This window comes from Pseudomonas monteilii (assembly GCA_001534745.1).
In the GTDB taxonomy this organism is placed as follows: domain Bacteria; phylum Pseudomonadota; class Gammaproteobacteria; order Pseudomonadales; family Pseudomonadaceae; genus Aquipseudomonas; species Aquipseudomonas alabamensis.
In genome coordinates this window covers 4,061,416-4,085,547 of sequence record CP013997.1, presented here as the reverse complement: position 1 = coordinate 4,085,547, position 24,132 = coordinate 4,061,416, and the positions used below count along the sequence as shown (strand labels likewise).

Annotated in this window: 17 protein-coding genes and 1 pseudogene; 7 read left to right on the top strand and 11 right to left on the bottom strand. The window is 67.4% G+C overall.

The features are described from left to right. Window positions 1–149 precede the first annotated feature (149 nt). A pseudogene (locus APT63_17480) lies at window positions 150–2,107 on the bottom strand (chemotaxis protein). Window positions 2,108–2,421: 314 nt separating this feature from the next. Here APT63_17480 and APT63_17475 point away from each other — a divergent pair. From APT63_17475 to APT63_17460, 4 genes are all read left to right on the top strand, one after another. Continuing rightward, a complete protein-coding gene (locus APT63_17475; GenBank protein ID AMA47258.1) occupies window positions 2,422–3,489 on the top strand; it encodes a hypothetical protein in 1,068 nt (355 codons plus the stop codon). Beyond that, window positions 3,489–4,025, top strand: coding sequence for an NUDIX hydrolase (locus APT63_17470; GenBank protein AMA47257.1), 537 nt, complete (start codon window positions 3,489–3,491; stop codon window positions 4,023–4,025). The genes APT63_17475 and APT63_17470 overlap by 1 nt, the downstream gene beginning before the upstream one ends. A 189-nt stretch (window positions 4,026–4,214) precedes the next feature. After that, complete coding sequence (locus APT63_17465) at window positions 4,215–4,586, top strand: translation initiation factor Sui1 (protein ID AMA47256.1); 372 nt, start codon at window positions 4,215–4,217, stop codon at window positions 4,584–4,586. 151 nt (window positions 4,587–4,737) lie between these two features. Then, window positions 4,738–6,651, top strand: coding sequence for an arginine decarboxylase (locus APT63_17460; GenBank protein AMA47255.1), 1,914 nt, complete (start codon window positions 4,738–4,740; stop codon window positions 6,649–6,651). 211 nt (window positions 6,652–6,862) lie between these two features. Here APT63_17460 and APT63_17455 read toward each other — a convergent pair whose 3' ends face one another. Then, window positions 6,863–8,200, bottom strand: a complete 1,338-nt coding sequence (locus APT63_17455; GenBank protein AMA47254.1) for an MATE family efflux transporter — start codon at window positions 8,198–8,200, stop codon at window positions 6,863–6,865. 156 nt (window positions 8,201–8,356) lie between these two features. Here APT63_17455 and APT63_17450 point away from each other — a divergent pair, with 156 nt between their 5' ends. Next, entirely contained in the window at window positions 8,357–13,258 is a 4,902-nt protein-coding gene (locus tag APT63_17450; protein AMA47253.1) for a hypothetical protein, read from the top strand. Between the two features lie 55 nt (window positions 13,259–13,313). On the opposite strand, the gene APT63_17445 is transcribed toward APT63_17450, so the two are convergent. After that, window positions 13,314–13,607 (bottom strand): MFS transporter, encoded by a 294-nt coding sequence (locus APT63_17445; protein AMA47252.1) that lies wholly within the window; start codon window positions 13,605–13,607, stop codon window positions 13,314–13,316. A gap of 92 nt (window positions 13,608–13,699) precedes the next feature. Here APT63_17445 and APT63_17440 point away from each other — a divergent pair, with 92 nt between their 5' ends. Further along, window positions 13,700–16,042: a penicillin-binding protein 1C gene (locus APT63_17440; protein ID AMA47251.1), complete on the top strand. Its 2,343-nt coding sequence runs from the start codon at window positions 13,700–13,702 to the stop codon at window positions 16,040–16,042. Window positions 16,043–16,513: 471 nt separating this feature from the next. Here APT63_17440 and APT63_17435 read toward each other — a convergent pair whose 3' ends face one another. The 8 genes from APT63_17435 to fabG all read right to left on the bottom strand — a co-directional run bounded on the left by APT63_17435 (window position 16,514) and on the right by fabG (window position 22,613). After that, window positions 16,514–17,302 (bottom strand): LuxR family transcriptional regulator, encoded by a 789-nt coding sequence (locus tag APT63_17435; protein ID AMA47939.1) that lies wholly within the window; start codon window positions 17,300–17,302, stop codon window positions 16,514–16,516. Window positions 17,303–17,384: 82 nt separating this feature from the next. Then, window positions 17,385–17,855, bottom strand: a complete 471-nt coding sequence (locus tag APT63_17430) for a peptidase A24 (protein ID AMA47938.1) — start codon at window positions 17,853–17,855, stop codon at window positions 17,385–17,387. Between the two features lie 140 nt (window positions 17,856–17,995). Continuing rightward, window positions 17,996–18,556, bottom strand: a complete 561-nt coding sequence (locus APT63_17425; GenBank protein AMA47250.1) for a hypothetical protein — start codon at window positions 18,554–18,556, stop codon at window positions 17,996–17,998. 22 nt (window positions 18,557–18,578) lie between these two features. Next, on the bottom strand, window positions 18,579–19,208 hold the full coding sequence (locus APT63_17420) for a hypothetical protein (protein AMA47249.1): 630 nt from the start codon (window positions 19,206–19,208) through the stop codon (window positions 18,579–18,581). A 23-nt stretch (window positions 19,209–19,231) separates the two neighbouring features. Continuing rightward, window positions 19,232–19,981 (bottom strand): SAM-dependent methyltransferase, encoded by a 750-nt coding sequence (locus APT63_17415; GenBank protein ID AMA47248.1) that lies wholly within the window; start codon window positions 19,979–19,981, stop codon window positions 19,232–19,234. After that, complete coding sequence (locus APT63_17410; GenBank protein ID AMA47247.1) at window positions 19,978–20,283, bottom strand: pyrophosphatase; 306 nt, start codon at window positions 20,281–20,283, stop codon at window positions 19,978–19,980. The genes APT63_17415 and APT63_17410 overlap by 4 nt, the downstream gene beginning before the upstream one ends. Before the next feature lie 111 nt (window positions 20,284–20,394). Further along, window positions 20,395–21,258, bottom strand: a complete 864-nt coding sequence (locus APT63_17405; protein AMA47246.1) for an acyl dehydratase — start codon at window positions 21,256–21,258, stop codon at window positions 20,395–20,397. Between the two features lie 2 nt (window positions 21,259–21,260). Further along, window positions 21,261–22,613 carry a 3-ketoacyl-ACP reductase gene (fabG, locus tag APT63_17400; protein AMA47245.1) on the bottom strand — a complete coding sequence of 451 codons (1,353 nt, stop codon included), beginning with the start codon at window positions 22,611–22,613 and terminating at the stop codon, window positions 21,261–21,263. A gap of 116 nt (window positions 22,614–22,729) precedes the next feature. Between fabG and APT63_17395 the strand changes: the two genes are divergently transcribed. After that, window positions 22,730–24,007 carry an acetyl-CoA acetyltransferase gene (locus APT63_17395; GenBank protein AMA47937.1) on the top strand — a complete coding sequence of 426 codons (1,278 nt, stop codon included), beginning with the start codon at window positions 22,730–22,732 and terminating at the stop codon, window positions 24,005–24,007. Window positions 24,008–24,132: the final 125 nt, after the last annotated feature.

Genomic DNA, 24,132 nt, shown 5'->3' with positions numbered 1-24,132 from the left:
GCGCATGATAACGAAGTCTGGCGGTCGCGGGGGTCATCGCAGCCGGGCGGGCTTCACGACCGGCATCAACCTCGCCGACGCCATCGCCGGCAAGCCGGCTCCCACAGGAGGGCGGTGTCCACCTGAGCCACCCAGGCGCAACGCCGGCCTCAGACCTTGAACGCCAACACCGCCGAATTCAGCGCCCCACCCAACCTGAGCAAATGCTCGCCCTGCTCACGGCCTTCACCGATCCGCTGCAGGTTGTCTTCCCCCAGGCGATGAATACGTTCGCTGTGGCCCCGAATCTCGCTCACCGCGCCGGTCTGCTGCCCGGTCACTTCGGCGATGCGTACCGCCGTGGCGGCGATGGTGCCGATCGCCCCAACGATCCGCGCCAAGGCCTGGTCGGCCGCCTGGGCCTGCCCGGCCGTGGTCTCGGCGTGGGCGAGCTGGGCGCGCATGCCGTGCACGGAGCGCTGCGCTGCCCCTTGCAGGCGGTCGATCAGCGCCTGGATCTCGCCCGTCGCCCCGGTGGTGCGCTGGGCCAGCGAGCGGACTTCGTCGGCCACCACGGCAAAACCGCGCCCCATGTCCCCCGCGCGGGCTGCCTCGATGGCAGCGTTGAGCGCCAGCAGGTTGGTCTGTTCGGCAATGGCGCGAATCACCGTGAGCACGCTGCCGATGGTCGCCGACTCTTCGGCCAGTCGCTCGATGGCCTGGGCATTGCCTTGCACTTCATCGACCAGCGAGCGCAGGCCTTCGAGGCTCTGGCCGATCACCACCTGGCCCTGCTCGACGGCCTGCCCGGCATCGGCACTGGCCAGGGCGGCGGCACTGGCGTCACCGGCGACCTGCTGGATGGTTGCCTCCAGGGCGCCCAGCGCATCGCGGATCTGCCCGGTGTCGCCTGCCTGGCGCTCGGCGCCAGCGTGCAGCGCGCCGCTCACCCCGGCCAGGGCATGGCTGCTGTCGGCCACCTGCTCGGCCTGGTGGCGCAAGGTGCCGACCAGGTCGAGCAGGTAGTCGCGCAAACGATTGAGCGAGCCCTGGATGTCGTGCAGCTCGCGGTGACTCTTGCCCAGGCTGATCGGCTGGCTGAAATCGCCTTCCGCCCAGCGTGACAGGGCAGGCGCCAGGCGGGTCAGGACGCGGGCAGGCGCCGTTGAAGCGTGTCCACCAGCAAGGCGATGCCCAGGATCAGGCCGATCATCAGGCCCTGGAGCAACCGCACTTCGCCCTGGATGTGCGCGTGCTGGGCGCGGATCTTCGGCTCCAGGGCCGCCAGCGCCAGGCGCACGCTGTCCGTGAGCTGCGCGGCGCGTGCCGCCAGTGCCGTGCGCTGCTCGATCTGTTGGCGGGTGCGTTGCAGCTCGGCCGGGTAACGGTTGACCAGACTCAACAGCTCACGCTTCAGGGGAATGGCCGCGTCCTCCTGTTCGGCGCTCGCCTGGCTCTGCAACCCCATCAGCGCCGCAAAGTCCTCGGCACCGGACTCGCTGGCGCGGGTCACGCCCAGCAGCGGCAGCCCGTCGAACGCGTTGGCCTGGGCCTGGACCAGGGCCACTTCGCGCAGGACGTCGTCGGCCAGCTCGGCGCGGCCGCTGCTGACCAGCTTGTCCCGCGCCAGCGACAGGCGGCCCAGGTGCAAGGTCGCCTCGAGCAAGGGCGCACGGTAGGCCTCCCCGGGAGTGCCGCCCTCGCGTGAGTAGGTCAGCAGCTGTTCGAGGGTCGCGCCCAGCTCGCGCTCGGCCTGGAGCAACAAGGCTTGCGGATCGCCCGCCAGCTTGCCGGCTGCCAGCAACTCGCCGCCCATGAACGTGTGCAGCGCTTCGAGGCTTGGCCGCAACGGGTCAGCCAACGGGGTCGGCCAGTCGTCCAGGCTGGCGTTCGCCTGCTGGATCGCTTCCATGGCTGTCGCGTGGCGCACTGCATCGCCCGTGCGCTGGTAGGCGTCGATGCCACGCACGACCTGGTTCTGGAACTGCTGAGAGAGCGCCAGGTAGCGCTCCATCCATTGGTAAGGTTGCTCCAGGGCGCGCTGCGACCACCACAAGGTAGCCGCCAAGGCCAGACAGACGGTGACCAGCAGCGCGGTATTGAGGTTGGTCAGCCATTTCAGACGCATTGCCGTCTCTGCCTTGGGAGTCAATGATAGGCCGCTGAACCTAGGGGGTTTCTGTGACGTTGTGATGACGGAAACGTGGGGTGCAAGGCAAAAAAGTGGCCATTGGCCGCCAGGGGCGATGCCAGGTGCCGGTGACCGGGCGATTCGTGGAAACGACGCCGTCCGATGCGACAGCGACCCGTTGGCCGAGTGGGCCTTTGCCGCTTATCTTCCTGAGCGCGCTTGCTTTATAGTTCGGCCATGCTTGCCGTGGCACCCTGGCCGGTGCGCGTGGTCCAAGCCCCTGAATCGTCGTGATCAAAAAGGACACTGCCATGCTGGACTGGAAAAACCGAAAGGGCCAAGCCGAGCCGCGCGAGCGCGTGGATGCCCGAGGCACCGCCACCCGTACCTACCTCGGCGGCTTGTGGAGCAAGGCGCTGGCCATCCTGATCGGTCTCTACCTGCTGGTGTGCATTGGCCTCAGCTGGTACTGGAGCCAGGAGCCGGAGCTGTTCCCGGTGCAGCAGAACGCCCAGTCGGCAGCGCAGCGCAACAACCAGCAGATGGTCGTGGGCTACACCACCATCGAAACCCTCAAGACCGTGGCCGACACCCTCCTGACCAAGCCAGGCGGCTACATCAGCAACGACCGCTTCCCGCCAGGGCTGTGGATGGACAACATGCCGAGCTGGGAATACGGCGTGCTGGTCCAGGTCCGCGACCTGTCCCGTGCCCTGCGCAAGGACTTCGCCCGTTCGCAGTCGCAGTCCACCGAAGATGCCGACCTGGCCCGTGCCGAGCCGCGCTTCAACTTCGACCAGAAGAGCTGGATCCTGCCGTCGAGCGAGTCCGAGTACCGTGAAGGCATCCAGTCCCTGAGCCGCTACCAGGCGCGTCTGGCGTCGGGCGACAAGGGCGCGATCTTCTACACCCGCGCCGACAACCTGAACAACTGGCTGGGCGATGTCGCCACCCGTCTGGGGTCGCTGTCCCAGCGTCTGTCGGCGAGCGTCGGCCGGGTCAAGCTCAACAGCAACCTGAAGACCGAAGCCGTGGTCGCCGGCCAGGCGCCACAGGTCGACGAGGAAGTGGTCGAGACGCCATGGCTGCAGATCGACAACGTCTTCTACGAAGCCCGTGGTCAGGCCTGGGCGCTGTCGCACCTGCTGCGTGCCATCGAAGTCGACTTCGCCGACGTGCTGGCCAAGAAGAACGCCACCGTCAGCGTGCGCCAGATCATCCGTGAGCTGGAAGCCTCCCAAGAACAGCTGTGGAGCCCGATGGTGCTGAACGGCAGCGGCTTCGGCATGTGGGCCAACCACTCGCTGGTCATGGCCAACTACATCTCGCGCGCCAACGCCGCAGTCATCGACCTGCGTCAGCTGCTGTCCCAGGGCTGATGACACCCTCCGCCCGCGAGGCCGCCCACCGAGCGGCTTCCGACGCCGAGCCGATCACCTGGGTCGACGAGCAGGACCAGGTGCTCGGCAGCCTGCCCCGCGCCGAGTTGCGCGCGCGCAGGCTGATCGGCCGCTGCACCTTCATCCTGCTGTTCAACCGCGCCGGTGAGCTGTGCGTGCACCGGCGGACCTTGAGCAAGGCGATCTACCCAGGCTACTGGGACGTGGCGGCAGGCGGCATGGTCGGGGCGGGGGAAAGCTATGACGATTCGGCCGCGCGCGAGCTGCGCGAGGAGCTGGGCGTAAGCGGCGTCGCGCTGCACTTTCACGACACGTTCTTCTTCGACCAGCCGGGCAACCGGGTCTGGTGCGCGGTCTATTCGGCGACTTGGGATGGCCCGCTGCGGCTGCAGCCGGAGGAGGTCAGCGAGGCACGCTTTCTCAGCCTGGCGCAGGTCGCCACCGACTGCCGCTGGCAGCCTTACTGCCCGGATTCGCTGGTCGCGTTGCAGCACGTGCTGGACCGGCGTGGCTGACGTCGCGACAGCTTCAGGAAATGGCGCATTCCCGGCTTAGCAAGCGCGCGCAATCTGGGTACACTGCGCGACCTTTTCGGGCCGACGCACTGCATGCGACGGTAGCGCCGCCCCTGCCAGAGTGGGGCATCGCGGTCGATCCTGGTGCCAAGGGTCGATCATTTTTTGTCCTCAGCAAGAGGCACAAAAGTGGCCAAGAAAGCCTCATCCTTCGCCGCCCTGGGCGGTCTGGTGTATTCCACCGACGCCGGGCGGCATTGCCCTGCCTGCGCCAAACCCCTCGATGCCTGCATCTGCGGTCAGGCGGTGATCCCTGAAGGCGACGGTATCGCCCGGGTCCGCCGTGAAACCAAAGGGCGTGGCGGCAAGACCGTCACCTCGGTCAGCGGCGTCCCGCTGCCCCCCGACCAGCTCAAGGACCTGGCCACTGCGCTCAAGCGTCGCTGCGGGACCGGTGGCGCACTGAAAGACGGTGTGATCGAGATCCAGGGCGATCATGTCGAGCTGCTGCTGGCCGAACTGATCCGCCAGGGATTCAAGGCCAAGAAGTCCGGCGGTTGAGCGCTGTCACAGGTTTTTGCCAGGCCGGTTCTAAACTCGCTCCGGTGAGCAGGGTCTATCCCTGACACGGGAACTCGTCATTTTCCAGTTTCTGCACGGTGGGCCGAGGGTTTCGCCCGCCGTGTCCTCGACTTTCTTATAGGGGACTTGAATGTCCGTACGACGCACACGCAAAGACGATGGCAGCCAATGGACCGTGGGCGACAGCCGCAGTGTCTACGGTATCCGCCACTGGGGCGCCGGTTATTTCGCGATCAACGAGGCCGGGCGTGTCGAAGTGCGTCCCAATGGCCCGGACAGTTCGCCGATCGACCTGTACGAGCAGGTCGAGCAGCTGCGCTCGAGCGGCCTGTCGTTGCCGCTGCTGGTGCGCTTCCCCGACATCCTGCAGGACCGGGTGCGTCAGCTGACCGGTGCGTTCGACGCCAACATCGCGCGGCTCGAGTACCAGAGCCAGTACACGGCCCTGTACCCGATCAAGGTCAACCAGCAGGAGGCCGTGGTCGAGAACATCATCGCCACCGAGAACGTCTCCATCGGCCTGGAAGCCGGTTCCAAGCCGGAGCTGCTGGCGGTGCTGGCATTGGCGCCGAAGGGCGGCACCATCGTCTGCAACGGCTACAAGGACCGTGAGTTCATCCGCCTGGCGCTGATGGGCCAGAAGCTCGGTCACAACGTGTTCATCGTCATCGAGAAGGAATCGGAAGTCGCCCTGGTGATCGACGAGGCCAACGACCTCAAGGTCAAGCCACAGGTCGGCCTGCGCGTGCGTCTGTCGTCGCTGGCCTCGAGCAAGTGGGCCGACACCGGCGGTGAGAAGTCCAAGTTCGGTTTGTCGGCGGCGCAACTGCTGTCGGTGGTGCAACGCTTCCGCGACGCCGGGCTGGACCAGGGCGTGCGCCTGCTGCACTTCCACATGGGCTCGCAGATCGCCAACCTGGCCGACTACCAGCACGGCTTCAAGGAAGCCATCCGCTATTACGGCGAGCTGCGCGCCCTGGGCCTGCCAGTGGACCACATCGACGTGGGCGGCGGCCTGGGCGTGGACTACGACGGCACCCATTCGCGCAACGCCAGTTCGATCAACTATGACATTGACGAATACGCGGCCGTGGTCGTGGGCATGCTCAAGGAATTCTGCGACGCGCAGGGCCTGCCGCACCCGCACATCTTCTCCGAAAGCGGTCGCGCGCTCACCGCGCACCACGCCATGCTGGTGGTGCAGGTCACCGACGTCGAGCGTCACAACGACGAGATGCCGTTGATCGAGAACCGCGACAGCCTGCCGGAAACCGTGCAGTGGCTGGTCGACCTGCTCGGGCCGACCGACATCGAGATGGTCACCGAGACCTACTGGCGCGCGACGCACTATATCGGCGACGTGGCCGCGCAGTATGCCGATGGCAAGGTCACGCTGGCCGAGAAGGCCCTGGCCGAACAGTGTTACTACGCGGTCTGCCGACGCTTGTACAACTCGTTGAAGGCCCGCCAGCGCTCCCACCGCCAGGTGCTCGACGAACTCAACGACAAGCTGGCCGACAAGTACATCTGCAACTTCTCGGTGTTCCAGAGCCTGCCCGACACCTGGGCGATCGGCCAGGTACTGCCGATCCTGCCGCTGCACCGCCTGGACGAAGAGCCGCTGCGGCGCGCGGTGCTGCAGGACCTGACCTGCGACTCCGACGGCAAGATCAACCAGTACGTCGACGAGCAGAGCATCGAGACCAGCCTGCCGGTGCATGCCGTGCGCGAAGGCGAGGACTACCTGCTGGGCATCTTCCTGGTGGGCGCCTACCAGGAAATCCTCGGCGACATGCACAACCTGTTCGGTGACACCGATTCGGTGAACATCTACCAGCGTGCCGACGGCAGCGTCTACCACGCGGGGATCGAGACCCACGACACCATCGAGGACATGCTGCGCTACGTGCACCTGTCGCCGGAAGAGCTGATGACCCACTACCGCGACAAGGTCGCCAGCGCCCGCATCACCGCGCGCGAGCGGACGCAGTACCTGGACGCCTTGCGGCTGGGCCTGACGCGGTCCTCCTACCTGTCTTCCTGACAGGGCAGGGCGGGCCGTTTGTCCGGTCCGCCCCATCCGCGATGCCTTTGGACCGCAGCCTTGAGCTGCGGTTTTTCATGGGCGGCAGCTAGGGGGTGCTACTCGGACTTGCAGCGCTGATCTGACAGGCTGCCCTCTTCGCTGTGCGGGGCTTGCCCGCGACGTAGCGGTGACTGGGCCTGAAGTCCGCCGATCAGCTGCGGACCTTGCCTTACCCCACCCATGCCCCACGCCGTGCCAGCCGCCAGCCCAGCCACCCCAGGCTCAGTGCCCGCACGGCCATGAACCCCAGGAACGCCAACCACAATCCATGGTTGCCCAGCCCGCTCAAACCCCATGCCACCGGTCCCATCAGCAGCACGCTGAACACCATGGCGTTGCGCATTTCCCGCGCGCGAGTCGCGCCGATGAACAGCCCGTCGAGCAGGTAGCTCCACACCGCCACCACGGGCAGTACGGCCAGGTAAGGCAGGAAGGGATAGGCAGCGCTGCGTACCGCGGCGATATCGGTCTGCAGGTCGATGAACACGGAACCCGCCAGCAGAAAGACCGTCGCAAACCCCAGGCTGACGATCAACGACCAGCCACAGGCGACCGTCAGAGCGCGGCGCAATGCGGTGCGATCGCGTGCGCCGATGGCATGGCCGCACAGGGCTTCGACCGCGTGGGCCAACCCGTCGAGGGCATAGGCGGTGAGCAGCAGGCCGTTGAGCAGCAGGGCATTGGCCGCCACCGTCGCCTCGCCCAGGCGTGCGCCCTGCAAGGCGATCAACAGGAACACGCCCTGCAGGGCCAGGCTGCGCACGAAGATGTCGCGGTTCACGCTGAGCAGCGGGCGCCAGGCCGACCAGCGCTTTAGTCCGGCCCAGACCAGACGCCCCGGGTAGGCCCGAAGGGCCGGCCGCGTCAGGGCCAGTCCCAGCAACGCCGCGCTCCATTCGGCGAGCACCGAGGCACGGGCCGACCCCAGCACGCCCCAGTCCAGGCCCAGGACGAACCACAGGTTGAGCACGATGTTCAGGCCATTGGTGGTCAGCAGGATGGCCAGCGGTGCACGTGCGTTCTGCGTGCCGAGAAACCAGCCCACCAAGGCATAGGTAGCGAGGGCGGCCGGCAGGCCCAGCAGGCGGGTGTGAAAGAACGCCTCGGTGGCCTCGCCCAAGGCCGCGCTCGGTTGCATCACCTGCAAGGCCAGACGGCTGAAGGGCATGGCCAGCACGCCCAGCAGCACGGCGAACACGAGCGCCAGCAGCAGGCCCTGGGCCAGCACCTGGCGCAGACCGTCGCCATCGGCACGCCCGGCCGCCTGGGCGGCGAACCCGGTGGCGCCCATGCGCAGGAACGTCATCAGGCCGATCATGAAAGTGAACAGGGTCGCGCCGACGGCCACGGCGCCCAGCTGATGGGCGTGGGGCAGATGCCCGACCACCGTGCTGTCGACCAGCGCCACCAGGGGCACGGAGACGTTGGAGAGGACCATGGGCGCGGCCAGGGCCCAGACCCGGCGATGGGTGGGCCGATGGCGCCAGTCGTGGGATAGAACGGACATGCAGGCTCCTGTGACAAGGCGCCAGTATACCGGCCGCCAGCCCTTGAGGCATGCGGCCTGCCGTCTGCCTCTAGGGCGAAAGTCGAGCGCTACGTAGGGCAACAGGTGCGCTATGATTGCAGCCCTCACGACCTCCCTGCCGAAGAGTTGCCCTCCATGTTGGACAAAGGATTGTTGCTGGCCTGTGCGCTGGCGTTGCTGACCGCGTGTGACAGTGGTTCATCGAGCGCACCCGTGGCGCCGCCGACCGCGCAGACCCCCGCGCCTGCCCAGGCCAAGGCGCCCGTGCGCCAGGACCCGGCGGTGCTGGCCAAGCGTTATGCCGATCGCGAATTGACCGTGGCGGATGCCTCGGAAATCCAGCTCGACGGCGCGGCCGCCCTGTCGATCAGCTTCACGGCCCCGCTGGATGCCAATCAGGACTTCGCCGCCAAGGTTCACCTGGTCGACACGGTCAAGGGCAAGGTCGACGGTGCCTGGGAACTGTCCGACAACCAGATGGAGCTGCGCCTGCGGCACCTGGAGCCTCAGCGCAAGCTGGTGCTGACCGTCGAGCCGGGCCTGCTGGCGGTGACCGGCAAGCGCCTGGCCGAGGAATCGGTGACGCGCCTGGAGACCCGCGACATGCAGCCGACCGTCGGCTTCGCCAGCCGCGGCTCGCTGCTGCCGACGCGGTTGGCCGAAGGGCTGCCGGTGATTGCCCTGAACGTGAACAAGGTGGACGTCGAGTTCTTCCGCGTCAAACCCGAGACGCTCTCGACCTTCCTGGTCAACTGGGGGCGCAACAGCAGCCTGGAGTACTACCAGTCCAAGGAGCTGCTGGACCTGGCCGACCTGGTCTACAGCGGCCGCTTCGACCTCGACTCGCCGCGCAACACCCGCGACACCGTGCTGCTGCCCATCGCCGGGATCAAGCCGCTGCAGGCCCCGGGCGTCTACCTGGCGGTGATGCGCGCAGCCGGCACCTACGACTACTCGCAACCGGCGACGCTGTTCACCCTCAGCGACATCGGCCTGTCGGCGCACCGCTACCGCGACCGCCTGGACGTGTTCGCCCAGGCGCTGGAGGGCGGCAAGGCGCTGAGCGGCGTCGACCTCGAGGTGCGTGATGACAAGGGCAAGATGCTGGCCCAGGCCAAGACCGACGGTGACGGCCATGCGCAATTGCCGATCACGGCCAAGGCCAACACTTTAATCGCCACCCAGGGCAGCGAGACCACGCTGTTGCGCCTGGACAGCGCCGCCCTGGACCTGGCCGAATTCGACATCGCCGGGCCACCGTCCAACCCGCTGCAGTTCTTCGTGTTCGGCCCGCGCGACCTGTATCGCCCCGGCGAGACCGTGCTGCTCAACGGCCTGCTGCGCGACCAGGACGGCAAGCCGGTCAAGGCCCAGCCGGTCAGCGTCGAAGTGCGTCGCCCCGACGAGCAGGTCAGCCGCAAGTTCGTCTGGGAGGCCGGCGACAGCGGCTTGTACCAGTACCAGCTGCAACTGGCCGACGAGGCGCCGACCGGACGCTGGCAACTGCTGTTCGACCTGGGCGGCGGGCGCAAGCAGGTGCACGAATTCCTGGTCGAAGACTTCCTGCCCGAGCGCCTGGCGCTGAACCTCAAGGGCAGCGAGCAGCCGATCAGCCCGGAGCAGACCGCCAAGGTCCGCGTCGAAGGGCGCTACCTCTACGGCGCACCGGCCGCCGGCAACCGGCTCAGTGGCCAGGCCTACCTGCGACCCCTGCGCGAAGCGGTCAAGGCGCTGCCGGGCTACCAGTTCGGGTCGGTCACCGAGAGTGAACTGAGCCAGGACCTGGAACTCGACGAAGTCACCCTCGACCAGGCCGGTAAGACGACCCTGGCCATCGAGAGCCGCTGGGCCGAAGCACGTTCGCCGTTGCAGCTGACCGTGCAGGCGAGCCTGCAGGAATCCGGCGGCCGTCCCATCACCCGCCGTCTGGAACAGCCGATCTGGCCCGCCGAGCGGTTGCCGGGAGTACGCGGTCTGTTCGACGGTGAGGAAACCGACAGCGACGCGCCGGTCAGCTTCGAGGTGCTGGTGGCGGACCGCGACGGGCACAAGCTGGCGGCGGACGGGCTGAAGGTCCGGCTGATCCGTGAGCGTCGTGACTACTACTGGAACTACTCCCAGAGCGACGGCTGGAGCTACGCCTACAACGAGAAATTCCTCGACGAAGGCGAGCAGACCCTCAACCTGGCCGCCGGTGCCACCGCCAAGGTCGACTTCCAAGTCGAGTGGGGCCCTTACCGCGTCGAGGTCGAGGACCCGGAAACCGGGCTGGTGACCAGCGAGCGGTTCTGGGCGGGCTACCGTGCCCAGGACAACGCCGAAGGCGGCGCCGTGCGGCCCGACCAGGTCAAGCTGGCGCTGGACCAGCCGGCGTACGCCGATGGCGCGACCGCCAAGGTCACCGTCACGCCACCGGCGGCGGGCAGTGGCTACCTGATGGTCGAATCCAGTGACGGCCCGCTGTGGTGGGAAGAGATCGAGGTACCGGCCGAAGGCAAGACCTTCGAGGTGCGCCTGGACCCAAGCTGGGCCCGGCACGACCTGTACGTCAGCGCGCTGGTCATCCGGCCCGGTGAGCGCAAGGCCAACGCCACGCCCAAGCGTGCGGTGGGCATCCTGCACCTGCCGTTGGCGCGGGCGCAGCGCAAGCTCGACCTGGCCCTGCAGGCACCGCAGCAGATGCGTCCCAAGCAGCCGCTGACCGTCAAGCTCAAGGCCAGCACGGCCGAAGGCACGCTGCCCAAGCAGGTGCACGTGCTGCTGGCGGCCGTGGATGTCGGTATCCTCAACATCACCGAGTTCAAGACGCCGGATCCGTTCACCGGCCTGTTCGGGCGCAAGGCCTACGGTGCCGATCAGCTGGACATCTATGGCCAACTGATCGAGGCCGGTCAGGGTCGCCTGGCCAGCCTGGCGTTCGGTGGCGACGCGGCCATGGCCAAGGGCGGCAAACGCCCCAATACCACCGTCAATATCGTCGCCCTGCAAAGCCTGCCCGTCACCTTGAACGAGCAGGGTGAAGGTCAGGTCTCGCTGGATATCCCGGACTTCAACGGTGAGCTGCGGCTGATGGCCCAGGCCTGGAGCGACGAGCAGTTCGGTGTGGCCGAGGCCACCACCGTGGTCGCCGCGCCGCTGATCGCCGAGCTGTCGGCGCCTCGCTTCATGGCCAGCGGTGATCAGACCCAACTGGCCCTGGACCTGGCCAACCAGTCCGGCCAGGCCCAGCAGCTCAGCGTGCAGCTCGACGCCGAAGGCCAGCTGGCGCTGGACGGCGCCGCGCAACGCTCGCTGACCCTGGAAAAAGGCCAGCGCACCACGCTGATGATCCCGGTGCACGCCCAAGGTGGGCTGGGCCAGGGCACGGTACGCGTGCGGGTCGACGGGCTGACGCTGCCGGGCGAGTCGTTCGGCACCTTCGAGCGGCACTGGACGCTGGGCGTGCGCCCGGCGTACCCCGCCACCCTCAAGCACTACCGAGTGGCCCTCAAGGACCAGTCCTGGACCTTGCCGCCTGGCGAGCTGGAAGCCTTCGAACCGGCGGGTCTGCAGGCCAGCCTGGCCCTGTCCAGCCGTCCCCCTTTGAACCTGGCCGAGCAGATCCGTGCGCTCGAAGCCTACCCCTATGGCTGCCTGGAGCAGACCGTCAGCGGCCTGTACCCTTCGCTCTACGCCGATCCTCAAAGCCTGCAGCGCCTGGGCATCAAGGGCGAACCGGCCGAGGCGCGCAAGCGCAAGATCGAGATGGGCATCGAGCACCTGCTGGGGATGCAGCGCTACAACGGCAGCTTCGGCCTGTGGAGCGCCGATGGCGATGAGGAATACTGGCTGACGGCCTATGTGACCGACTTCCTGCTGCGCGCGCGTGACCAGGGCTATGGCGTTCCAGCCGAAGCCTTGAAGAAAGCCAGCGAGCGTCTGCTGCGCTACGTGCAGGAACGCAACCTGATCGAGGCCGACTACAGCGAGAACATCGATCACACCCGCTTCGCCGTGCAGGCGTATGCCGGGCTGGTGCTGGCGCGCAGCCAACAGGCACCGCTGGGTGCCCTGCGCAGCCTGTTCGAGCGCCGTGCCGATGCCCGTTCCGGGTTGCCGCTGGTGCAACTGGCGGTCGCGCTGGACGCCATGGGCGACAAACCGCGTGCCCAGGAAGCCCTGCATGCCGGCCTGAACGTCAAGCGCGGTCAGGACTGGATGGCCGACTACGGCAGCGAAGTGCGTGACCAGGCGTTGATCCTGGCGCTGTTGCAGGAAGACAAGCTGGCCACCGATCAGGTCGAGCAACGGCTGTTCGCGTTGTCCGACGCGCTGGCGGGCAATGCCTGGCTGTCGACCCAGGAGCGCAACGCGCTGTTCCTGGCCGGTCGTCAATTGCTCGGCAAGCCGGAAAGCGACTGGCAGGCGCGCCTGGAAACCGGCGACGACGTCCGCGAGCTGACCCCTGCGGCCTCTGGGTTGACCCTGGAAGGCGCGCAGCTGGCCGCACCGTTGAGCCTGCACAATGACAGCGACCAGACGCTCTACCAGCAACTGACCCTGTCGGGCTACCCGCGCCAGGCGCCAGCGGCCAGCAGCCATGGCCTGCAGATCCAGCGCGACTACCTGGGCCTGAACGGCCAGCCGCTGGACCCGCGCAACCTGCGCAGTGGCGATCTGGTTCTGGTTCACCTGGCGGTGAAGGCCGCCACGCAGGTGCCGGATGCCCTGGTGGTCGATCTGCTGCCCGCGGGTTTGGAGCTGGAGAACCAGAACCTGGCGCAGAGTTCGGCCAGCCTGGACAACGCCAGCGGCACGGTCCGTGAGTGGCGCGATGCGATGCAGAACGCCAATCTGGTGCACCAGGAGTTCCGCGATGACCGCTACGTGGCGGCGCTCAAGCTTGAAGGTCAGCAGACCACGCACCTGCTGTACCTGGCACGTGCGGTCACGCCGGGCAGCTACCAGGTGCCGCCGCCGCAGGTCGAGTCCATGTACCGGCCGAACCTGCAAGCGGTCGGCGCGTCTCAGGCACCGATGGTGATCAAGGGGCGTTGACGGTGGGGTGAACGGGGCAGGGCGAGAGCGCCCGGCCCCTGAGCGGGGGCGTGACTCAGTGCACGACCCAGCTCAGCACCCACAACCCCAGCAAGGCCCAGATGATGCCCGCGATCACCGACGCACGCATGAAGGCACGCACCGCCGAGTACAGCAGCGCCAGGCCGACGATCAGGGCCAGGATGCTGATCAGCGATGTGTCCATCCCCAGCGTTCGCGAGAGACCGTCGACGAAGTTGCCACCGGCATTGGCCAACCCGTTGAACACGCCGCTGAGCGCGTCCACGACGACCCGGATCAACGCGCCCAGCGCCTGGCCCAGCCATTCGAAAAAGCCTTCTACATGCATAGTCGTTTCCTGATGAAAGTGCCGGCGTCGCTGCCGTTGCCCACACTTTGGCTGCCGACCGCCCGGTTCGGTTCCCTGACCCGGGGGCGCCGATGCGTCACCTGAAGCGTATACCGTACTGGCTGCGCGCGCTGGTGGGCACGTCACTGGTGCTGTTGGGCCTGCTATGGCTCGCCGACCGACTGTGGCCCTTGCCCTTGCCCGGCGACGACCTGGCGCGGGTGGTGGTCGCCGAGGATGGCACGCCACTGTGGCGGTTCGCCGATGCCGAGGGCGTGTGGCGCTACCCTGTCAGTGCCGAGCAGGTGTCGCCGTTGTACCTGGAGGCCTTGCTGACCTACGAGGACCGCTGGTTCTACCACCACCTGGGCATCAACCCTCTGGCGCTGGCGCGCGCGGCCTGGCTGAACCTGCACGGCGGACGGGTGGTGTCGGGCGGCAGCACGCTGTCGATGCAGGTGGCGCGGCTGCTCGAACCTCATCCGCGCACCGTGCGCGGCAAGCTGCGGCAGATGGCGCGCACCCTGCAGCTGGAATGGCACTTGTCCAAGCGCGAGATTCTGCAGCTGTACCTGGACCGCGCACCGTTCGGTGGCACCTTGCAAGGCGTGGCGGCCGCCAGTTGGGCGTACCTGGGCAAGTCGCCCCAGCACCTGACGCCGGCCGAAGCCGCGCTGCTGGCCGTGCTGCCCCAGGCCCCCAGCCGACTGCGCCCGGACCGCCATCCGCTGCGCGCACGGCAGGCCCGGGACAAGGTGCTGGAGCGCTTGGCCGAGTACCACGCCTGGCCTGCCCAGCGCATCGCCGAAGCCCGTGAGGAACCGCTGTTGCTGGCACCGCGCCAGGAGCCTGCCCTGGCCCCCTTGCTGGCCCGGCGGCTGAACCGTCCGGGCAGTCCGCCGCTGATTCGCACGACCCTCGATGCGGCCCTGCAACGGCGTCTGGAAGACCTGCTGCTGGGGTGGCGTGCCCGGCTGCCGGAACGTACCTCCGCGGCGTTGCTGGTGGTCGATGCCCAGACCATGGCCGTGCGTGCCTACCTGGGTTCGGTGGACCTAGAGGACGCGCGACGCTTCGGTCATGTCGACATGGTCCATGCGCTGCGTTCGCCGGGCTCGACGCTCAAGCCGTTTCTGTACGCCATGGCGATGGACGATGGGTTGATCCACTCCGAGTCGCTGTTGCAGGACGTGCCGCGGCGGTATGGCGACTATCGACCGGGCAACTTCTCCAGTGGCTTCAGCGGGCCGGTGTCGGCCAGTTCGGCGCTGGCGCTGTCGCTGAACCTTCCGGCGGTGCAGTTGCTGGAAGCCTACGGGCCCAAGCGCTTCGCCGCGCAGCTGCGCATGGGGGGCATGCCGCTGGCCTTGCCGCCGCTGGCCGAGCCCAACCTGGCGCTGATCCTGGGCGGTGTCGGCAGCCGCCTGGAGGACCTGGTCGGCGGCTATGCGGCCCTGGCGCGTGACGGCAAGGCGGCGCAGATCCGCTTGCAGCCGCAGGATCCCTTGATCGAACGGCGGCTGATGTCGCCTGGCGCGGCCTGGATCACCCGCCGGATTCTGTCGGGTCTGGCACGTCCGGACCGTGATCCGCATGCCGACCTGAGTGCCCCGGTTCCCCTGGCCTGGAAGACCGGGACCAGTTATGGGTTCCGTGATGCGTGGTCGATCGGCGTCGGACCGCGTTACCTGATCGGGGTATGGATCGGGCGACCGGACGGCACCCCCGTGCCGGGGCAGTTCGGTCTGGCGTCGGCCGCGCCGCTGATGCTGCAGGTGCACGATTTGCTGAGCAACCGTGATCGCCAGCGCGGCCTGAATCAGCCCGCCCCGCGCAAACCGGCGAGTGTCGGCGTGGCGGCGATCTGCTGGCCGTTGGGCCAGCCTCTGGAGCGCACCGATCCCAATTGCCGGCGCCAGCGCTTCGCCTGGACGCTGGACGGCACGGTACCGCCGACCTTGCAGGCTAGCGATCAGCCACTGGGTCTGGGGCTGCGGGACACGCTGTGGGTCAATGCCCAGGGGCTGCGCGTCAATGAGGACTGCCCGGGAGCGACGCCGCGTACCCTCGCGCTGTGGCCGGCCCCCGTGGAGCCCTGGCTGCCGAAAGCCGAGCGCCGTGCCGCACGCTTGCCGGCGGTCGATCCCACGTGTCCGCCACGGCAGTCTCCACCCGCGGCGCCGCTGTCGATCGTCGGTATTCGGCCTGCCGATCAACTGCGCCGTCCGGCTGCCAGCGGGGAGCCCTTGCGTCTGCGCGTGTCGGCACTTGGCGGCGACGGTCAGCGCTGGTGGTTCCTGAATGGCGGGCAAGTCGGAGAGACAGCAGGGCAGGAGGAACTGATGGTGGCGCTGACACGCGTCGGGTCGTTCGAGTTGAGTGTGCTGGATGACAGCGGACAGACGGCCCGGGTGGCATTCGAGGTGCGGGAGTGAGGCGTCGGTGAAGGGCAAGACAGCCTTTGACCGATCAGGTGAAATCACAACCGCCATCGCGGGCAAGCCCGCAGTAACCGCGATGGCCTGCATCACCGCGGTAGGGCTACGGGTGTAGGAGCGGCCCCTGTGCCGCGATTGGGCCCGCCAGGGCCCACATTAGCACTTGGCAGAAACCATAGAATCTCCCATAGGATGCTGAGTCAGCCTGTTTCTGCTTGATGGAAACAGGTGCCGGTTGGGGTAGTGTATTGCCTGTCTGAAGCAGCAACCTGTAGGAGCCAGCATGCTGATGCTTGCTGGAAACAGGCACCGATGTGAGTCATTGCGCTGCCCATCTGAAGCAGCTGGCTGTGCTGCCTGCCTGAAGCAACCTGTGGGAGCAGCCACCTGTGGGAGCGGGCTTGCCCGCGATGGCGTCCGACTCGTCACCACCTGCCCCGCAGGCCACATCACTGGCCGCCTGCGCGCTTAATGGTTGGTCAATCGCTGCCGTACCGGCGACGAGCTGGGCGTCAGGGCCAGGGCCAGCTGGGTTCGATTGTGCATGCGCGTCAGGCGCAGCACTTGGGAGACGTAGAGTTTGACCGTGTTCTCGGTGATGCCGAGCGCGCAGGCGATCTGGTGGTTGGTCTGGCCGCGGCCCACCAGGCGGGCGACTTCCAGTTGTCGGGGTGAAAGGGCGCCGAACACGGCCGGCAACAGCTCGAGGTCGGTCTCTACCTCGACGTCGAGGTCGGTCGAGCGGCGAGCCAAGTTGCCGCCCCGTGCGCGTTCCAGGTCCTGATGCAGGTGGTCGATGAAGTCGCCCAGGTCTTGCAGGCGCTGGCTGAGGTGCTCGACTTCCTGCTGGGCTTGGCGCCGCTGAAGGACTTCGCCTTCCAGACGCTGCACCTGAGTCAGCCATTCGTCCAGGTCGAGCGGACGTGCATGGTAGTCGGCAAACCCTGCGCGCATGGCCCTCAGCACCGCAGACGCGTCGCTGTCCTGGCTGACCAGCATGGCCCTGAAGGCGCGTTGTGCACCACCGGCGCGCTCCAGGGAGCGGACCAAGGCCCAATGCTCGGTGCCAGGCGTCTGTACGGCGCAGATGATCAGACCGATGTCGGGTTCGGCGGCGTAGAGCGCCAAGGCCTGCGCCGGGCTCTCGGCGACGGCGTGGGCGTACCCCTCGCGCACGAGCAAGGTACACATGGCCTCGGGGACGCAGGCTCGCTCGTGGATGATCAAGACTTTCACTGCATGATTACACTGACTCACGTTCAACTCCCTGTAAACGGCAACGCTCCTGTGCCCTCAGCGGGCGATTCGTGACTGCAAAGGTTTGCAGCACGAACATGCTTCACGACAACCACACCACTGTCCAGACGAACCCTACCATCACATAGGGCGCCAAGGGCTGCTTGTCACCCAGGCCTTCGATCACCTGGCGCAGATGCTTCTTGAGCCGGGCGTTGAGTACTGTCCACAGGCGACGGCGGCCCAGTACCCAGACCAGAAACGCCACGCCTGCGCCGATGAAGGTGCCCAGCACATAGTCATGACTGGTCGCCAGGGCCAGGGCGCCCAGCAATTTCACATCGCCGGCGGCGAAATGCCCCAGCCAGTACCCTGGCAGCGTCATCGCCATGACGATCGCCAGGCCCCACCCCGCATCGCTGGCCGACGCGCCAATCCAGGTATGCCCCGTGGCGAACAGCCAGATCAACGCACCGATCGCGACGCCGAGCGTCAACGTGTCGGCGACCTGACGCCCACGGATGTCCTGTTCGGTACACATGGCCAGCCACATCAAGAGAACAATGCTCTGCATCGATCCAGTACCACGCTTGAGGTTGGTCATCGGTTCGGGCTGATGACAGCCTTGTTCTCAGGGTAGACCGCTTCGGCGAGGCAAGCCTGTAAAGGGATGTAAAAAAGCTGAGACGGTGACCAGGCGCAGCCCTGGGTGGCTCAGCGCGGTGGATAATGGGCCATGATCTGCCCCACTTCCTTCTGGATGGCCTGGCTGCGCGCCTGCGGGTCGGACGCCGACGTGTCGACCACGTGCTCCGCGCTGCCGCGCCAGACCAGCTTGCCGTCGCGGCCATCGAACAGGTCGACCTGAAGCGTGGCGACCTTGTAGTCGATGCTGCGGGTCTCGTTGTACATCGGGCCGCCCCAGTACCCACCCCAGGCGCCGCCCCAACCGCCGCCGTAGGTGTTGGTGACCTGCTGCTGGCGATCCTCGACCACCAAGTAGGCGCGTACCGTCACGTCTGCCGACGTGCCTGCCTGGGCCGGGCGCAGACCACGCTGGTCGAGCTGGCTGGCAATGGCCTCGCGGATGCGCTGCTCGGTCAGGTCGCTTTTGATCCGCGGGTCGTCCGGGCGGTATTCCAGGGCCGGGCGTTGCCAGGCCCAGCTGCGGTAGGCGGCGAAATCGCGCCCGGCATCGAAATCCTGGGAGACGTTGCTGGTGGCGCAGGCGCCCAGCAACAGCATGAACGACAGCAGCACGACACGAGCGACCATGGCCTTTCTCCGTTACCTGGATTCAGCTGGGCGGGAAGCCGCTCAGCGCTTTCTTGACTGCCTCGCGCACCGCCTCTTCGCGTGCCCGGGGCGATGACCTGTCACTGCCGGTTTCGGCGCTGCCGCTCCACACGGGCTGACCATCCCGTGCATCGAACAGCTCGATGGTCACCACCATCACGTCGACTTCATAAGTGCGCACCACCGGGACGCTGGCATAACCGCCGTAACCGTTGCGATAGCCACCGTAGCCGACACCGCCATAGGGCGTGCCGCCGTAGGGGTAATCGTCGTAATCACGCACCTGACGTACGCGCCGCTCGAGGCGCACGTTCGCGCTGACCAGCAGGTCGCCCACACGGCCCCGCGCCGGGCGCAGGCCTTGCTGGTCGAGCGCGCTGCCGATGGCATCGGTCAGTTGCGCAGGCTCGGTGTTGGCACCACCGCTCGGCAGCCGACCGTCGCGCCAGCTCCAGCTCCGGTAGCGGCCATAGTCGCGGGCCGGTGCCGGGTAGGCACTGGCGTCGAAGGTCCGGCTGGCCTGTGCCGGGGCGGGCGGCAAGGGCAGGGAACTGGCGACGTACGGGTTGGGGCTCTGGCAGGCGCTCAGCACGAAGGGCAGCACGGCCAGGCACAGGCGTCGATGCAACATGGTTACCTCCTGCCGGATGGCGGTCAGCGCGGCCTGCAGATCCAGTGCAGGTAGCGGCCCAGGCCGGCGAAGCTGGGGTGGCGACGGTGGGCCAGTTCCATCTCCAGCAGGTCGGCCAAGGCCGCCTTGGTCTGGAAGTCCCTGGGCATGTAGTCGTGGAACACGCGTACGCCGCTTTCGCTTTCGACCTGCCAGAGGGGTTCGAGTTGCGTGCGCAGTTCACGGGGGTCGAGAGGCGTCTGTGGGGTCAGGCTCTGCTTTTCGCCGGCCAGCTCATCACTGCGCAGCTTGCGCCAGTGACCCTTGAGCAGGTTGCGATAGACCAGGGCATCGCGGTTGTAGAACGCCAGGGACAACCAGCCGTCGCGTCGGGTCAACTGGTGCAGGACCGGCAGGATGGCCGGCGGCTCGGCCAGCCACTCCAGCACGGCATGGCAGATCACCAGGTCGAAAGGCGTGTCGAGCCGCGCTGGCAAGGACTGCCAGTCGGCCTGGAGGAACGTGGCCTGTCGCCCGGCTTCGGCGAATCGTTCGCGGGCGCCCTCGAGCATGGGGGCAGCAGGCTCGGCGAGCGTGACCTGATGACCGCGCTCGGCCAGCCACAGCGCCATGTGGCCCAGCCCGGCACCGACGTCGAGCACGCGCAAGGGGCGGTCGGGCAGGGTCTGCGCCAGGTCCGCCTGCAGCACCGCAAGGCGGATGGCGCCCTTGGCACCGCCGTAGATCTTTTCCGCGAAGCGCGCGGCCAGGGCGTCGAAGTGACGGTCGTTCATCGGGCGAAGCGCCGTTCGCTGTCGGCCAGCTTGTCGCGCACGACGGTGTCCATGTCCAGCCCCAGTTCGCTGCACAGCAGCAACAGGTACAACACCACGTCGCCGATTTCCTGGCCGGCATGGGCCAGTTGGTCGGCGGGCAGGTGGCGCGACTGATCTTCGCTCAGCCATTGGAAGATCTCGACCAATTCGGCCATCTCCACACTGGCGGCCATGGCCAGGTTCTTCGGGCTGTGGAAGCGTTGCCAGTCGTTGGCGTCGCGGATGGCGTGCAGGCGTGCGGTCAGTTCGGACAGGTTCATCGGACTCGTTTCATCAATGCGGACCCAGGCGCATAGCTTCGGGCCCGCGTTGCGGCAACGCAAGGGGCAAGACGCAGTCAGGCGTGTTGTGCACGCCTGGCTTCGGGCCCTTCAGGTCAGCCCGAACCAGCGGCCCTCCAGGTGCACGGGGCCATTGTGTCCCTCCAGGCGTAGCTGACCGGCAGGAGGCTGCAGCTCGCTGGTGGAAAGGATCACCTCGGTCGGCAGGCGAACCGGCTTGTGGAAGGCGACGTCGACGCCATAACCACTCGTGGGCAGGTGGTCCTGCACGGCTGCCAAGGTCCTGGCCAGGCTGTACATGCCGTGGGCGATGGCCGTGGGGAAGCCGAACAGTCGGGCGCTGAGGGCGCTCAGGTGGATCGGGTTGTAGTCCCCGCTGACCTTGGCATAGCGACGGCCGATGTCGCTGTCGGCGTACCAGCGGGTCAAGGGCCTCAGTTCAGAGGGCGCCTCGTGCATTGAGCCGGCGTCGTCCGCCGAGGCATCGAGGCGCAGGCCACGGACCAGCATGCGGCTGGTCTCGCGCCAGATCACGCCCAGGCCGTCCTCGGCCTCGGTGACCAGGTCGAAAGTGCCACCCTTGGCATGCGGGCGCAGATGCTCGGCATGCACCGCGAAGCGCAGACTGTCCAAGGCGCCCAATGGGCGCAGCACCTCGATGCGGTTGCCCAGGTGAATCATGCCCAGCAAGGGGAAAGGAAAGGCCGGCGCAGTCATCAGTTGCAGGTGCAGACCGAACGCCATGACATGGGGGTAGGTCGCCGGCAGATGGCCGTCGTCGGGAAAGCGGCACAGGCCTCGGTAGGCGGCCAGGTGGTCGCGATCGACGCGCAGGGTGCAGCGCAGGCCGGTGGCCGGCAGCGTCTTGCCACGGATCGTGCGCGTGCGCAGCGCCTGCAGGTACAGGCTCGCGCTCGAGTCGGGGGTATGCAGGTCATGCCACTCGATAGCCATGCTCATGCCCCCATCAACGCCTGGCCGCAGACACGCAGCACCTGGCCGGTGACCGCCCCGGAGCCGGGCTGCCCGAGCCAGGCCACGGCTTCGGCCACATCCTGCGGACGTCCGCCCTGGCCCAGGGAGGCCAGGCGTCGGCCGGCTTCACGCAGGCCCACGGGCATGGCGGCGGTCATGTGGGTCTCGATAAAGCCTGGGGCCACGGCGTTGATGGTGACACCGCGCTCGGCAAGGCGAGGGGCAAGGGCCTGCGCCAGACCGATCAGCCCGGCCTTGCTCGCGGCGTAGTTGGTCTGGCCACGGTTGCCGGCGATCCCGCTGACCGAGGCCAGCAGTACCACGCGACCACCACTGCGCAGGGTGCCGGTGTCGAACAGGGCCTGGGTCAGGACCTGAGGGGCGTCGAGGTTGACCGCCATGACCGAATCCCAGTACTCGGGGGTCATGTTGGCCAGGGTCTTGTCGCGGGTGATGCCCGCGTTGTGCACGACCAGGTCCACGCCTTCGCCCAGACTCGTCTGCAGCTGCTCAGCGGCATCGACGGCGCAGATGTCGAGGGCCAAGGCCTGGCCACCGAGACGGGCCGCCAGGGCTTCCAGGTCCTTGCGCGCCTGGGGCACGTCCAGCAGCACCACCTCGGCGCCATCGCGGACCAAGGTTTCGGCGATCGAAGCACCGATGCCGCGGGCCGCGCCGGTCACCAGGGCTCGACAGCCGCCCAGGGGACGGGTCCAGTCCTGGACCTGGCGCTCGCACCCTTGCAGACGCAGGACCTGGCCCGAGACGAAGGCGCTCTTGGGCGAGAGGAAGAAACGCAGGGCGCCTTCGAGTTGATCATGGGCATCTTCGCCCACGTACAGCAGCTGGGCCGTGGCGCCGTTGCGCAGCTCCTTGGCCAGGGAGCGGCTGAACCCTTCCAAGGCGCGCTGGGCGACGCTGGCGGCCGGGTCCTGGACGGCTTCCGGAGGCCTGCCGAGGATGACCACATGGGCGCTGCGGTCGAGGCTGCGCAGCAGGGGCTGGAAGAATTCGCGCAACTGCTTGAGCTGGCCGCTGTCGGACAGGTGACTGGCGTCGAAGACCAGCGCCTTGAGTTTCGGCCCCAGCCCGGCTACCCACGGAGGTGTCTGCAAGCCTTGGCCGGCGTAGCTGTAGCAGGTGTCGGTCAGGCGTGCGGCAAACGCTTCCACGGCGTTCGCCAACGGCCCGCCACCGATGACCAGGGCCCCTTCGACCGGGCGCAGACGGCCGGACTGCCAGCGCTCCAGCGGGGCCGGGCGAGGCAGCCCCAGGGCGTCGACCAGGCGCCGACCCAGGGAGGAATTGGCGAAGCCGAGGTAGCGATCACTCATGTCAGGTCTCCTTGAGGCAAGCATGCAGTGTGGACCATTCACACGGCAGGGTCGTTCGAAGCGGGCAAAAACACCTAGGCTCTACGGATCAAAATGTGTCAGGAAGGAGTATGCGCATGCGTGAAGCACGCCGGGTCGCGATCATAGGCGGCAACCGAATTCCGTTCGCCCGTTCCAACGGCGCCTACGCCCAGGCCAGCAACCAGGCGATGCTGACCGCCACCCTGGAGGGGCTGGTGGAGCGCTACCGTCTGCATGGCCAGCGCCTGGGAGAGGTGGTGGCCGGGGCGGTGCTCAAGCATTCGCGCGACCTCAACCTGACCCGCGAATGCGTGCTGGGGTCGCGCTTGTCACCGCAGACGCCTGCCTACGACGTGCAGCAGGCCTGCGGCACGGGGTTGGAAGCGGCCCTGCTGGTGGCGAACAAGATCGCCCTGGGGCAGATCGACTGTGGCATCGCCGGCGGTGTGGACAGCACGTCGGATGCACCGATCGCGGTCAACGAAGGCCTGCGCCAGGTGCTGTTGCAGGCCAACCGGGGTAAGGGCCTCAAGCAGCGGCTCAAGCCCTTTCTCAAGGTGCGTCCTGGTTATCTCAAGCCTGAGTTGCCGCGCAATGGCGAGCCCCGCACCGGGTTGTCCATGGGCCAGCACTGCGAGCGCATGGCCCAACATTGGCAGATCCCGCGGGACGAGCAGGATGCGCTGGCGCTGCTCAGCCACCAGCGCTTGGCCGCCGCCTATGCCGAAGGCTGGCATGACGACCTGCTCACGCCGTACCTGGGACTGACGCGCGACAACAACCTGCGGCCCGACCTGACGCACGCGCAACTGGCTGCTCTCAAGCCCGTGTTCGAGCGCGGCGGTCAGGGGACGCTGACGGCGGGCAACTCGACGCCGCTCACCGATGGGGCTTCCCTGGTGCTGCTCGGCAGCGAGGCCTGGGCCGACGCCCAGGGGCTGCCGGTGCAGGCCTGGTGGGTCGATGGCGAGACGGCGGCGGTGGATTTCGTCAACGGTCAGGAAGGTTTGTTGATGGCGCCCGTGCATGCGGTGCCCCGGTTGCTGGCCCGCAATGGCTTGAGTTTGCAGGATTTCGACTACTACGAGATTCACGAGGCCTTCGCGGCGCAGGTGCTGTGCACGCTCAAGGCCTGGGAAAGCGAAGCGTACTGCCGCGAGACGCTGGGGTTGCCCGGTGCCCTGGGGGCGATCGATCGCAGCCGGTTGAACGTCAAGGGCAGCTCGTTGGCGGGCGGTCACCCGTTCGCTGCAACGGGAGGGCGCATCCTGGCGCACCTGGCCAAGTTGCTGGCGCATGCCGGGAAGGGGCGTGGCCTGATTTCCATCTGTGCAGCGGGTGGCCAGGGCGTGACGGCGATCATCGAGCGCTAGGCAGTGAAGGGTCGTTATGCACAGGCCAGGGGGACTGGTTTTGTGGGCCCTGCGGGCCCAATCGCGGCACAGGGGCCGCTCCCACAGAGGGCAGTGATAGCCTGCAACGCCGCGGTGGGGCTACG

Bases quoted from the DNA above. Each gene is read 5' to 3' on its own strand.
- APT63_17475 (AMA47258.1), top strand. From the start codon at position 2,422: ATGCTGGACTGGAAAAACCGAAAGGGCCAAGCCGAGCCGCGCGAGCGC.
- APT63_17470 (AMA47257.1), top strand. From the start codon at position 3,489: ATGACACCCTCCGCCCGCGAGGCCGCCCACCGAGCGGCTTCCGACGCC.
- APT63_17460 (AMA47255.1), top strand. From the start codon at position 4,738: ATGTCCGTACGACGCACACGCAAAGACGATGGCAGCCAATGGACCGTG.
- APT63_17455 (AMA47254.1), bottom strand. From the start codon at position 8,200: ATGTCCGTTCTATCCCACGACTGGCGCCATCGGCCCACCCATCGCCGG.
- APT63_17450 (AMA47253.1), top strand. From the start codon at position 8,357: ATGTTGGACAAAGGATTGTTGCTGGCCTGTGCGCTGGCGTTGCTGACC.
- APT63_17445 (AMA47252.1), bottom strand. From the start codon at position 13,607: ATGCATGTAGAAGGCTTTTTCGAATGGCTGGGCCAGGCGCTGGGCGCG.
- APT63_17440 (AMA47251.1), top strand. From the start codon at position 13,700: ATGCGTCACCTGAAGCGTATACCGTACTGGCTGCGCGCGCTGGTGGGC.
- APT63_17430 (AMA47938.1), bottom strand. From the start codon at position 17,855: ATGCAGAGCATTGTTCTCTTGATGTGGCTGGCCATGTGTACCGAACAG.
- APT63_17425 (AMA47250.1), bottom strand. From the start codon at position 18,556: ATGGTCGCTCGTGTCGTGCTGCTGTCGTTCATGCTGTTGCTGGGCGCC.
- APT63_17420 (AMA47249.1), bottom strand. From the start codon at position 19,208: ATGTTGCATCGACGCCTGTGCCTGGCCGTGCTGCCCTTCGTGCTGAGC.
- APT63_17415 (AMA47248.1), bottom strand. From the start codon at position 19,981: ATGAACGACCGTCACTTCGACGCCCTGGCCGCGCGCTTCGCGGAAAAG.
- APT63_17410 (AMA47247.1), bottom strand. From the start codon at position 20,283: ATGAACCTGTCCGAACTGACCGCACGCCTGCACGCCATCCGCGACGCC.
- APT63_17405 (AMA47246.1), bottom strand. From the start codon at position 21,258: ATGGCTATCGAGTGGCATGACCTGCATACCCCCGACTCGAGCGCGAGC.
- fabG (AMA47245.1), bottom strand. From the start codon at position 22,613: ATGAGTGATCGCTACCTCGGCTTCGCCAATTCCTCCCTGGGTCGGCGC.
- APT63_17395 (AMA47937.1), top strand. From the start codon at position 22,730: ATGCGTGAAGCACGCCGGGTCGCGATCATAGGCGGCAACCGAATTCCG.